This is a genomic window from Maritalea porphyrae (assembly GCF_027213965.1).
GTDB classification, from domain to species: Bacteria; Pseudomonadota; Alphaproteobacteria; order Rhizobiales; family Devosiaceae; genus Maritalea; species Maritalea porphyrae_A.
Map to the genome: position 1 here is coordinate 234305 of NZ_JAPWGX010000001.1, position 12590 is coordinate 246894.

At 49.6% G+C, this 12590-nt stretch carries 10 protein-coding genes; 4 read left to right on the plus strand and 6 right to left on the minus strand.

The genetic code is table 11. The features are described 5' to 3' along the window. Positions 1-350 precede the first annotated feature (350 nt). Genes O4H47_RS01440 through guaB form a run of 3 tightly spaced genes read right to left on the minus strand, consistent with a single transcriptional unit; the run spans position 351 to position 3590 of the window. Positions 351-1649, minus strand: a complete 1299-nt coding sequence (locus O4H47_RS01440) for an RsmB/NOP family class I SAM-dependent RNA methyltransferase (protein ID WP_269392151.1) — start codon at positions 1647-1649, stop codon at positions 351-353. Positions 1650-1656: 7 nt separating this feature from the next. After that, positions 1657-2082, minus strand: a complete 426-nt coding sequence (locus tag O4H47_RS01445; RefSeq protein WP_269392152.1) for an MAPEG family protein — start codon at positions 2080-2082, stop codon at positions 1657-1659. A gap of 5 nt (positions 2083-2087) precedes the next feature. Further along, entirely contained in the window at positions 2088-3590 is a 1503-nt protein-coding gene (guaB, locus tag O4H47_RS01450; protein WP_269392153.1) for an IMP dehydrogenase, read from the minus strand. A gap of 207 nt (positions 3591-3797) precedes the next feature. Between guaB and O4H47_RS01455 the strand changes: the two genes are divergently transcribed. Beyond that, positions 3798-5198, plus strand: a complete 1401-nt coding sequence (locus O4H47_RS01455; protein ID WP_269392154.1) for a DHA2 family efflux MFS transporter permease subunit — start codon at positions 3798-3800, stop codon at positions 5196-5198. On the opposite strand, the gene O4H47_RS01460 is transcribed toward O4H47_RS01455, so the two are convergent. Next, positions 5188-5841 carry an RlmE family RNA methyltransferase gene (locus O4H47_RS01460; protein ID WP_269392812.1) on the minus strand — a complete coding sequence of 218 codons (654 nt, stop codon included), beginning with the start codon at positions 5839-5841 and terminating at the stop codon, positions 5188-5190. The genes O4H47_RS01455 and O4H47_RS01460 overlap by 11 nt on opposite strands. Before the next feature lie 167 nt (positions 5842-6008). Then, on the minus strand, positions 6009-7262 hold the full coding sequence (locus tag O4H47_RS01465) for a Ppx/GppA phosphatase family protein (protein ID WP_269392155.1): 1254 nt from the start codon (positions 7260-7262) through the stop codon (positions 6009-6011). 300 nt (positions 7263-7562) lie between these two features. Between O4H47_RS01465 and O4H47_RS01470 the strand changes: the two genes are divergently transcribed. After that, positions 7563-9863 carry a putative bifunctional diguanylate cyclase/phosphodiesterase gene (locus O4H47_RS01470; protein ID WP_269392156.1) on the plus strand — a complete coding sequence of 767 codons (2301 nt, stop codon included), beginning with the start codon at positions 7563-7565 and terminating at the stop codon, positions 9861-9863. Between the two features lie 3 nt (positions 9864-9866). On the opposite strand, the gene O4H47_RS01475 is transcribed toward O4H47_RS01470, so the two are convergent. Next, a complete protein-coding gene (locus O4H47_RS01475) occupies positions 9867-10805 on the minus strand; it encodes a crotonase/enoyl-CoA hydratase family protein (protein ID WP_269392157.1) in 939 nt (312 codons plus the stop codon). A gap of 177 nt (positions 10806-10982) precedes the next feature. Between O4H47_RS01475 and O4H47_RS01480 the strand changes: the two genes are divergently transcribed. Together O4H47_RS01480 and nadC are read left to right on the plus strand one after the other, a co-directional pair. Then, complete coding sequence (locus O4H47_RS01480; RefSeq protein WP_269392158.1) at positions 10983-11648, plus strand: glutathione S-transferase; 666 nt, start codon at positions 10983-10985, stop codon at positions 11646-11648. Positions 11649-11713: 65 nt separating this feature from the next. Next, positions 11714-12586 (plus strand): carboxylating nicotinate-nucleotide diphosphorylase, encoded by an 873-nt coding sequence (nadC, locus tag O4H47_RS01485; protein ID WP_269392159.1) that lies wholly within the window; start codon positions 11714-11716, stop codon positions 12584-12586. Positions 12587-12590: the final 4 nt, after the last annotated feature.

The window sequence follows — 12590 nt, forward strand, 5'->3', positions numbered from 1 at the left end:
GCTGCAAAAGCAACATACTTCAATTTATCGAACAGCGATACTTGAGTGATTTTTGCCAGTTTTCAATTTAGCCAACATAGACACAACCACCTATCAGCAAGCTCAGAAACCATCACACCCCACCTCGTCACCCTCGTGCTCGACACGAGGGTCCATGATGAGATTGCAAAATCGCACGGCTGTATAAATCGATACGGATTTGGCAGGTATGCAACACCGCGTGGATACTCGGGTCAAGCCCGAGCATGACGGTTAGAGGCTGGCGTTCAAGTTTGGTCGCTTTGTCCCATGTGCAAACTGTTTCAAGACACGCAGTGTTGCTGAGAAACGCTAGCCATTTAGTTTCCCAACTAGCTGGAGCGCTGCAACACCGAGAAAAAGAACCCATCTGTATTGGTGGAAGCTGGTGTAAGCGTCACTGATTTCAAATCAGACGACCAGGGCATTGGCTTGTCAAAGCCATAAAGGTCTTGCCAAACTTCGCCTGCGCTGAGCAGTTCAAAATTCGGGTTTTCGTCCATGAAGGCGTAGATTTGGCCTTCGTTTTCTTCTGGGAAGATTGAACAAGTTATATAGACCAAAAAGCCACCGATTTTGACGAATGGCACGGCTTGGGAGAGCACTTCTTCTTGTTCTTGCAAGCGTTGTTCCATGAGCTGACGGGTTAGACGCCATTTTGCGTCTGGGCGACGTCGCCATGTGCCTGAACCGGTACAAGGGGCATCCAAAACCACGCGATCCATTGCGCCGACCAAATCGGTTAGCGGGTCTTTGTGGTGGGGTTGGCGCACTTGCACATTGTGCAAACCAGAGCGTTTGATGCGATCCCAAATCGGGGCAAGCCGCGACTTGTCGCTATCATAGGCGAAAAGTTGGCCCTTGTTTTCCATCATCGCGCCCATTGCAAGCGATTTGCCGCCAGCGCCTGCGCAAAGGTCGAGCACTTTTTCGCCGGGGCGTGCATAAATCAACTCAGAGACAATCTGGCTGCCTTCATCCTGAATTTCAAAACGTCCTTTTTTGAACGTTTCTTCGGCTTGAACGTTTGGTGTACGTGAATCACGTGTACCAGCTGAAAGGCGAATGCCCTGCGTCGCAATGTTGGTCGCTTGAGCATTGGTGTGGCTGAGCGCTTTAAGAACCTTCTCACGGGTGGTTTTCAAGCTATTGACGCGTAAGTCCAATGGTGGGCGTTCAGCCAAAGCTGCCCCTTCTTTGATCCATTCTTCAGCGAAATTGCTTTCAAACGAACTTTGTGTCCATTCAGGAATGTCAGCCTGCACATGTTCGGGTGCATCAACCAATGGATTTTCGCGGGTGATGGTCTCGATTTCTTTTTCTGACAAAACTTCTGGCGCGAACTTATCATCAACAAAGCTGGCATTCAGCTCTTCGGGGTTCTCGCCCCAATCACGCACAAGCGTTGTAAATGCTAAGCTGCGCGCGCTTTGTGAGCGGGCAATGTGCGCGTTCGAGAGTTTTTTGCGCAAAGCATCATAGACGATATTGCCGATGGCCGCACGATCGCCAGAACCGGCGAAACGGTGCGATAGTCCCCAGTCTTTTAGCGCATCGCCAACGGGGCGTTTGCGTTTTTCGATATCCGCCAGAACTTCAATAGCGGCATTCAGCCGACCAGGTAAACGCATTTGCGCCTCACAAAATTAGAGTTTGAATGGCAAAGCCAAGCCACATAATGGCAAGAATGACCATGCCCGTCACATAAGCAAAGAACCGCCGATAGACGCGGTTCTTCGATATGTGGATCGCTGCATGTATATAACGACTTAAAACGAAAAGCACACCAAGAATTGCAAGCCACATCGTTACTTGCTCGGTGGCCAGTGCAACGGCTGCCAGCGCATAGAACATGATTGGCAATTGGAATTGATTGGCAAAATTGTTTGACGCCAATTTTGCACCCAAAGGCCACGCTTCACCGTCCAATGCAATGTCTGCTACTTTGATCTTTTCTTGAAAAACCAATGGCACGCGGCGGTAACCAAGTATGATCAACACAGCGAAGGTCAAAAAGACCTGCGCAAACACCGCGACCAGCAATAGTTTTTCAGCACCGACCATATTGCTTAGCGACCGCCGCGGTAGTTCGGGCTTTCGCGCGTGATGGACACGTCATGCACGTGGCTTTCGCTCAAGGCCGCGCCAGAGATTTTGACAAACTCTGCGTTCTTGGCAAAGTCGATCAAATTGGCAGCGCCCGTATAGCCCATTGAGGCCTTCAATCCACCGGCGAGTTGGTGCAATACGGCACCCGCTGGCCCTTTGTAAGGCACTTGCCCTTCAATGCCTTCCGGCACCAATTTCATTGAATCGCTAACATCTTGCTGGAAGTATCGGTCAGCCGATCCCCGAGCCATGGCGCCAACAGATCCCATGCCACGGTAGGACTTATATGAGCGACCTTGGTAAAGGTAAACTTCGCCTGGGCTTTCGTCAGTTCCCGCCAAGAGCGAGCCGACCATGGCGCAATTTGCACCGCCGGCCAATGCTTTAGCCAAATCACCTGAGAATTTGATTCCGCCATCCGCGATAATTGGAATGCCAGATTTTGCCGCTTCTTCAGCGCAACCCATAACGGCGGCAAGCTGAGGAACACCAACACCGGCAATAATACGTGTTGTACAAATTGAGCCTGGGCCAATGCCCACTTTTACCGCATCCGCGCCAGCATCGATCAGCGCGCGAGTTGCAGCGGCTGTTGCCACGTTGCCAGCGACAATGCGGACCTTTGAGTTTTCTTTTTTAAGACGTGTCACAATTTTTGCCACTTCCACATTGTGGCCGTGGGCTGTGTCGATTACCAGCAAATCAACTTCAGCATCGATTAGCTGCAAGCAACGCTCATAACCTTTGTCCCCCACCGTTGAAGCTGCGGCACAACGAAGACGGCCCTTGCTGTCTTTGATCGCATTGGGGTGAAGCTGGGCTTTTTCGATGTCTTTTACCGTGATCAAACCAACACAATTATAAGCATCATCAACCACAAGAAGCTTTTCAATGCGGTTGGCGTGTAACAAACGCTTCGCTTCAATTTGGGTGGCACCATCGCGCACCGTAATCAGGTTCTCATGCGTCATGAGTTCAGAGATCGGCTGGTTCGGATTTGACGCAAATCGCACATCGCGGTGGGTCAATATGCCAATCAATTTGCCAGAATTGCGGCCGCCAGAGCCTCCGTTTTCGACCACGGGAATGCCCGAGATATTGCGGCTTTCCATAACGTTGAGCGCATCAGATAGTGTCGCATCTGGGCCGATAGTGATTGGGTTGACCACCATACCGCTTTCGAAATGCTTGACCTGTTTGACTTGCTCAGCTTGCTCTTCTGGGGTCAAGTTGCGGTGAATAACGCCCATGCCGCCCGCTTGGGCCAATGCGATCGCCATTTTGTTCTCGGTCACAGTGTCCATTGCAGAAGAAAGAATGGGCAAGTTTAACACGATATCTTTGGTGACATTTGTTTTGAGATCAACGTCAGCGGGCATTACGCTAGATTGAGCTGGTTGCAACAAAACGTCGTCAAACGTTAATGCGGTATCACCGGTTGCTGAAGAAATGATTTTTGCCACGGGCGTAAGCCTCCGTCTAAAGACACGAATTTTGGGTATGCGTGAGACTGGTGGAGAGCATCGCCACCATTCTACTGGTTGGCGAGGGTCATTAACATGGCCTCAACCTTTTGCATAGAGGCCTATAAGACAAATTTTGTATGACAATTGCATCAATTGGGGTGCCGTGCGACACTGTTGGTCCAACCACTGAGTCTTTAGGTAATTATGTCCAACCGCATCACGCCGCTTATATTAGCGGTGGCCCTTTTTATGGAAATGATGGATTCCACGGTGATTGCCACCTCCCTGCCCGCCATTGCTGCGGACATTGGCACTGAACCTATTTCCTTAAAACTGGCATTAGCATCCTACCTTGTAGCCCTTGCCATCTTCATCCCAATCAGCGGATGGATGGCGGACCGATTTGGCGCGCGGAACGTTTTTCGCGGCGCCATTGTGGTGTTCATGCTGGGCTCGATTGCATGCGCGTTTGCCGACTCACTTTTGACATTTGTTTTGGCTCGATTTGTTCAAGGTGTTGGTGGTTCAATGATGACCCCACTATCGCGGCTCATTCTCATTCGGAATACGCCGAAGAAAGAATTGATCAACGCATGGGCGTGGTTGACAGTGCCTGCCTTGTTTGGCCCACTTGCTGGCCCACCTGTAGGTGGTTTTCTCACCACCTATTTCTCTTGGCACTGGATCTTTTACATAAACATCCCCATCGGGATCATTGGCATCATTTTGGCAAGCAAATATCTAAGCGGCACAGGTTATCGCGAAAAACGGAAACTGGATTGGGTCGGATTTTTGCTCTGCGGCAGCAGTTTCTCGGGATTGATCTTTGGCCTTTCGGTGATCAGTTTGCCTGCATTGCCGCCCATTTTTGGCGTTTCTGTTGCAGCGGCTGGATTCATCTGCGGCATCATTTATGTTTTTTATGCAAAACGGGTCGAAAATCCTGTTTTGGACTTGAGGGTTTTTGAAGAGCCGATTTTCAAAACGGCAACCTATGCCGGTTTTGTGTTCCGGGTTGCGATCGGCGGCGTGCCGTTCCTTTTTCCATTGATGTTGCAAATAGGCTTTGGCTATTCGCCATTTGAGGCGGGTATGATCACCTTTATTGGGGCAGTCGGGGCGATTTCAATGAAGTTCTTTTTAAAGCCTGCGCTTAAGAGATTTGGCTTCCGTTCGCTTTTGATCCTTGGCGTGTGCGTTTCTGCATTATTGACCGTCGGGCAAGGAAACTTCTCGGCTCAAACACCCATCTGGGTAATGATGGCACTGCTGCTTTTCATGGGCTTTTTCCGCTCCATGTATTTCACATCGCTCAACACACTCACCTTCACGCAAACAACGCCCGCACACACTGCCTCGGCCACGGTGATCAGCTCTGTATCGATCCAATTGGCGTTTGCGTTGGGCGTGGCGATTACAGCGCTGTTGTTAGAAGGCATTGCATTTGCGCGCGGCGTTGAAGTCGGCGTTGCAGAAATGCAAATTGTATTCTTCATATTGGCAGGCATTACGGTTTTGTCGTTGCTGCCTTTGTTCGCGCTGTCAAAACAAGTGGGTGACGACGTGTCCGGTCACGTCGCCAAAGCACAAACGCCTATCCCTTAAAGCCTTTTGCGATCAGGTATGTTTCTGCGCTATCTTGACGCGAAGCTGGTGGTTTTGCGTGGAATGTTGTTTTGAAGTGCTTCTTCAACTCACCAAGCAATTCATGCTCTGTACCGCCTTGGAACACCTTGGCCACAAATGTGCCACCCGGGTTGAGAATGCGGGTTGCAAAATCAGCTGCAAGCTCAACCAGTGCAATAATACGGATGTGATCGGTCGGACGGTGCCCCGTGGTGGGTGCTGCCATATCAGAAAGCACCAAATCGACCTTATTGCCGCCCAACGCCTCAATCAGCGCATCAGGCGCATCATCATCGTTAAAGTCTTTTTGTAAAAAGATCACGCCGGGCAGTTCGCCCATTTCCAGATAGTCAATGCCCACAACCTTTGGATCTTCTGGGTGCACACCCAGAATTTCTGTACAAACTTCACACCAACCACCTGGCGCACAGCCAAGATCAACCACTCGCATGCCGGGTCGGATGAGATTGTGCTTGGCGTTTAGCTCGATAATTTTATAGGCGGCGCGTGAGCGACGGCCTTCAAGGCGCGCTTTTTGCACATAGGGGTCATTCAATTGGCGTTTGAGCCAATTTGTGGACGAAGTTGTGCGCCCTTTTGCGGTTTTCACACGCGTGCTCATGCCGCGCGCTTCAGCTTTGCGACTGGGCTTCACACCTGCTTCTTGCTCGCGGGTGGTTTTGCGCTGTTTGGCATCACGCCTTGCAGCTTGGGCGTTCATTTTGGCTTTCTTGACGCCACCAGCCTTGGTGCCTAATCGTTTCGTGCCTTTGACCTTGACTTTCTCTCTCATGAGACAGTCCTTTGGTTTGAGTTTTGCTGGGTTGGTTTTGTTCGCCGGCGGCGACGTTGCGCACCCACATTTGGTTTAGACCATACCCGATCTTGGGACATGAGTGAAATCAATATGCCTTCACGCAGTCCCCTATCGGCCACGCGAATACGATCGCAGGGCCATTCGCGCCTGATCGCTTCGAAAATGGCGCAGCCAGGCAGCACCAAATCCGCACGGTCACGACCAATACATGGGTTGGCTTTGCGTCGCTCATAATCCATGTTGATCAACACGCGCATCGTGTCTTCAACCTGCTCGGAGCGCATCCACAACCCATCAACCTTTGAACGGTCGTAGCGGTCCAAGCCAAGGTGCAGTCCTGCCAATGTTGTTACGGTGCCGGAGGTGCCAACCAAGTGCATGGGGTGTTCCGCCAGTGTTTGCTTGAGCTTTTCGCGACCTCTGAATTTCTTGAGGTGACTTGCCACATAAGCCACCATTTCTTCAAAGCTCTCGGGCGTTACATTGACCCCATCAAACTTTTCCGCAATCGAAACGACGCCAACGGGCAACGACTGCCAAGAACGGATCGAAGACGCCATCTTGCCGGGACTTTTTGGCCTGCCACCACGAAAATCGAGCCACGCCAATTCTGACGAACCGCCACCAATATCGAATATGATGGAGCCAGCAACGCCGGGTTCCACCAAGTCGGCACAACCGGTCACCGCAAGTTGCGCTTCGGTTTGGCGGTCCACCACTTCCAAAACAATGCCGGTTTCGCTTTCAATCCTTGCTAAAAAGCTCTCAGCATTATCCGCCGAGCGGCATGCTTCGGTGGCGATCAATCGAAACTTTGTGACGTTTTGGTTTTCAATCTTCACTTTACAGGCTTGAAGCGCTTCAATCGTTCTGTCCATGGCGTCGTCCGACAGACGCCCTGTACTGGTCAACCCTTCACCTAGCCGTACGATTCGGGAAAAACCGTCTACGACTTTAAATCCGCTCGCGGTTGGTCGCGCCAGCAGCAGCCGGCAGTTATTTGTACCAAGATCTAGCGCGCCATATAGCTCAGGCCTTTGGTGGGTCTGGACACTATTATGGTGGCTTTTGGTATTCCGCTTGCGGGCCCGCTTTTTATTGGCAGCTTGCGCATTTGCAGGGTTTTTGGGCACATTTGACCTGTCCGCATTGGAAACTGGACGGTCTTCGGGCGCCGAAGAACTCTGCTTTTTCGCACCAATTACGGGCCGATTTTCATCGACCACATTTTGCTCCGTTGCCTACGTCGCTTGCCGCTTATGGGCGCGCCGAAGGGCATCTTGTTTACATGTTGGAGGTGATGATAATTCAATCAAACAAAATGCGCAATTGCGCAATCAAGCGTTCAAAAAAATACCTATTGTGGCCCTTTCTGATCAGTTCCATCACAAAAACCTGCCAAAGCACTGACAGAAAACGATAAAAATAATCAAAAAAATTTTGTAGGTCACGATTATTAAAGGTTTTAACTACACTAATAGAGCCTAGACATATATTTTGTGCACAATGTTAGGCAGGTATTGGTTATGTTTGGCCGTCTATTAAAAACAATTCGTTCAGAACAACAACTCTCCACTGTCATTCGTGCACACCTTGTCGATGGGCTTTTTCATCCGTTCGCGTCGCTTATTTCTGGCGCGCTAGCTGGCATATTTATTGCCACCATTTTGACCCTATTTGTCGAAGACCAGCTTGTTGTAAATCTCGGATATTTCGTCGTTTTCTCGGCTGTTGCAAGAATTATCATTGGCATTATTTACTTGCGTTCAGGTTCATCGGTTACAGTCGAAAATGTAAGGCAATGGGAATGGGCCTACACGATAGGCGCTGGCGCATTTAGTGCCGGCTTGGGCGTGGTCACATTTTTTGCCCTCACCCGAATAGACAATGCGCCGGTTCATTTGATGCTTTGCACAACTGCCGCTGCTTATGGCGCAAGCATTGCGGGGCGTAATGCGGGACGGCCATGGCTGGCCCTCAGCCAATTGTATCTTGCCACAATTCCGATGGGCGTTGGCCTGATGATGCAAGACACCATCTTTTATCACGTTGTCGGTTTTGCACTGATTCTATTCATGTTTGGTATGACCGACATCACAATTGCTGTGCGCAAAACAATCATCGATGCATTGGAACATAAACAGCGCAACGCTGAGCTCGCTTCATCATTCAAACAGCAAGCAGAGCGTTTTGATGCAGCACTTACGAATATGTCGCACGGGCTTTGCATGTTCGATCAAAATCAAACCCTTGTGGTTTGGAATGAGAAGGTTGCCGACATTATTGGTGCGGAACAATCATTGTTTGAATATGGCACTACGATGGAAAAGGTCATTTCCGCGTTTCATCCGGACGATCACTCCAAAATCACCACCCAAAAGAGCAGCAATGGACGCGGCGAATGGGCAGAAACGGCCAAACTGAGCGATGGCCGCTTTGTTTCGGCGTCCACACGCACCATGGAAAATGGCAACACCGTTATTGTTTTTGCCGATGTGACAGAAAAAGAAAAAGCTGAAGCGCGGATCAGAAACCTTGCTTGGGTGGATCAACTCACGGGGTTGATGAATCGAGTTTCTGTACATGAAGCCTTTATTCAAAAACTTGAGCAGATGGATGAATCCTCTGAATTAGCCGTTCACTACATAGATTTGGACCACTTTAAGAGCGTCAACGATACTTTGGGACATCCAATTGGCGACATGCTTTTGAAACAGGTTGCAGATCGTATTTGCGATGTGTGCTTGGACGAAGGTGACGTTGCACGAATGGCCGGTGACGAGTTTTTGGTTTTGCAAAAACTTTCGCCTCAAGCCCGCTCGCCGCGTGACTTGGCACAACAAATTGTTGCGGCATTGCACCAACCTTTCAACGTCAATTCTCACTTCATTCAAATTGGCGCTTCCGTAGGTATCGTGATTGCGCCAAAAGATGGTAATGACGCGGACTTGCTGCTCAAGCGGGCAGATATGGCCCTCTATGCCGCGAAAAAAGCGGGTCGTAACAAGTTTGCCTATTTTGAACCGCAAATGGATCAGCGCTTGCAACAAATGCGTGCGCTTGAGCTGGACATCAAACAGGCTTTGGAAAAGAGCCAATTCAAGTTGGCATTTCAGCCAATTGTCAACGCTGAAAACAACAGCGTTGCAAGCTTTGAATGTTTGGTGCGCTGGACACATCCAACAAATGGCAAAATGATGCCCGCCAAATTTATACCGGCCGCTGAAGAAACAGGGCAGATTATGGAAATTGGTCGTTGGGTGACCAAAGAAGCCATCAAGACTGCAGCTGCCTGGCCTGTGCGCACACAGATATCGGTGAATTTTTCAGCTGTTCAGTTTCAGGATTCTCGGTTTGCTGATTTCCTGAAACGCCAGCTAAAGCGGTACAACTTCCCCGCAGAACTGCTTGAGTTGGAAATTACCGAAACCGCCTTTATCGTTGATATTGAGAACAGTCTGAAGCAGCTTCAACAGCTGAAGGATCTTGGCGTAAAGATATCGCTTGATGATTTTGGAACTGGCTATTCATCACTCAGCCAATTGCAGCGCTTTTCATTCAACAAAATCAAAATTGATGGCAGCTTTGTGCGCGATTTGGAGACGAACCCAAGTTCTGCGGCGGTTGCAACCGCAGTTGCTGAAATTGGTAAGGCGCTTGATATTACGGTTGTCGCAGAATGCGTTGAAACCCAAGCTCAATTGGACTTCCTCAAATCGGTTGGCGTTACCCATATCCAAGGGTATTTCACCGGTCGACCAATGGATGCTGAGGCCGCTGAGGCGCTTCTGGTTAAAGCTGCCCCAGCAGTGAGTGAAGCTGGCTAATCCTTAGTCGGTCAAAGGTTTATTTGACTGCGCTGAAACGAGCCTGCGCATGATTTTGAGTTCACGAGGTGTAATTTTTAGCGCCGCGTCCGTCCAATAACTCACAATATCGTCCAATTCCTCGAAGGGAATTGGGTTTGCACGCTTAATGGCTGCATGGTAGGCGCAGGCGGGTTGGTGCCTTGGCGTGGTTTTGGAAATATATTTCTTGACGGCTTTCACCCCCTCACCGGGTTCGGCAAGGATTTGAACCACCCCCATTTCAAACAATTCCTCTGCACTTAGTGACCGCCCAGTGCGAATGAGCTGCTCCGCTTTGGCAAAACCCAGCTTGCGCCCCAAAAAAGTCAAAGCTCCCATGCCAGGGAACAGACCAAACAGATGCTCTGGAAAACCGAATTTTGCACCTTTTTCCGCACAAATAATGTCGAATGACAACAATGATTCAAAGCCGCCCCCCAATGCATCCCCTTGCACCAATGCAATGGTGACTAGGTCGAGTGAGGTGGCGAGCCAGTTGCGATGAAGAATTTGAACGCATGATAGGCCATACTCATAAAGCCCTTCTCGGTCTTGCTCTTCAATGCAGCGTGAAAAATAATCGAGGTCTCCGCCAAGACAAAAGAACTCTTCATGCCTTGAACCCAGCACGACAAATTTCATTTGGTCGTGCATCTGCGACTTAAGTGCTTCGATGTTGATGTGCCAATTGTGAAAGTCATCTAGTAGGCGGGGATTATAAGATGCCCTGCCCTCGAACTGCATAAATGACCAAACAGTGGCATTGGAAATATCGAAATTGCTTTCGATCTGTCCCAAGTTTCCCCAAAACCTTTCTTGGTCTTTGGGGCGGTTGAACGGCAGGTCAGATTGAGTGAGAAGCTTGAACGTTGGTTCTTCCCGGCCAATCGACCGATTTTTGACGGCGAGATTTTTGGTCATATGAACACTTTAAAATACACTAAAATATGGTTAAATTAAACGACATCCAGCGATAAAATGCAAACAGGTTCGTTGGAAAAACTGTCTTTTTTTCAATTTCCAGTGCCACAGACTGGAAACGAGGTTCTTTTTGATCTCAATCTAGAGGTTTGCTCAAATATCTGATATCAAAAGAGAATGAGCGATCGGCCAACCTTATATAGCTTCCGTAGATGCCCGTACGCAATGCGTGCTAGATTGGCCATTGCCTCTTCGCAGGTTGAGTGCGTGTTGCGGGAAATAATTCTGCGCGACAAACCCGATCATATGCTTGAAATTTCGCCAAAAGGCACCGTTCCTGTGCTTGAATTGCCCGATGGCACGGTGATTGACGAGAGCTTAGACATTGCACTTTGGGCGTTATCTGAACACGATCCCGAACTCTTGCTGGCCCCAATCGAGGGCAATCTGGACGAGATCTTGGCGCTGATTTTGACTATGGATCAGCAATTCAAACCACTGCTCGACCGCTATAAATATCGATTTCATTCAGAACCAGAATCAGCATTTACGGCCCGAGACGATGCAGCAGGTTTTCTTGGTCACTTGAATGAACGTTTGCAGGACCGCGCGTATTTGTTTGGATCTAGGATCAGTTTGGCGGACATTTGCATCGTACCCTTTGTGCGCCAATTTGCATTTGTGGATAAAGACTGGTTTTTTTCCCAAGATTTTAGCGATGTCATAATCTGGTTAAATGTGTTTTTGGACTCCGAGCGGTTCGCACAAATCATGCCCAAATTTTCAATTTGGAAGCCCGGCGACAACCCCATCCTGTTTCCAGGCAATTCACACCCAAATTAGGCTTTTGCTTGCAGGGGTGCACAATTCGCCTTAAAGCAAACATAATCAGTTTTTGAGGTGACCAATTGATCAATTCACCTGCGCACCCCGCGGAACTCGCAGCACCGCTAATCGAAGGCGCTGTGCGCAATGCATTGCTTGAAGACTTAGGCATGGCGGGTGATGTGACTACTCAGGCCACATTATCCAAGCAAGCGGTGGCGGTTGCGGTAATGAACGTGCGAGAGCCCGGCATTGTTGCCGGGATTGACCTCGCGCGCGAAGCATTTCGGCAAGTGGATCCCAACCTTGAATTTGAGGCGTTTGTATCAGACGGTGATTTGATCGCGGCCGGCGACAATATTGCACGTGTTTCGGGCAACGCCCGGCACATTATGTCCGGTGAGCGCGTTGCTTTGAATTTCATGTGTCATATGAGTGGGATTGCCAGCTATACCCGCGCATTTACCACTGAAGTGGAAGGCACAGGTGCCAAAATCTGCTGCACGCGCAAAACAACCCCGGGATTGCGCGCTTTTGAAAAATACGCGGTAAAATGTGGCGGCGGCTCGAACCATCGGTTTGGGTTAGACGATGCTATTTTGATCAAGGACAATCATATTGCAGTTGCTGGCGGGGTCACTCAAGCTGTGCAAGCGGCGCGCGCTTTTGCTGGCCACTTGATGTCGATTGAAGTTGAAGTTGACAATCTTGAACAATTTGCTGAGGCGCTAGACGCGGGTGCTACTGCGGTTTTGCTTGATAATATGCCACCAAAAGTGCTGCGTGAAGCAGTTCAACTGAACAAGGGCCGTGCCCGGCTGGAAGCATCCGGCGGTGTTGATCTGCAATCTGTCCGAAAAATTGCAGAAAGTGGCGTTGAATATATTTCGACCAGCAAAATCACCATGGCAGCCATGCCGCTTGATATTGGCCTCGATATTCAAATCGACAGCTAACCGA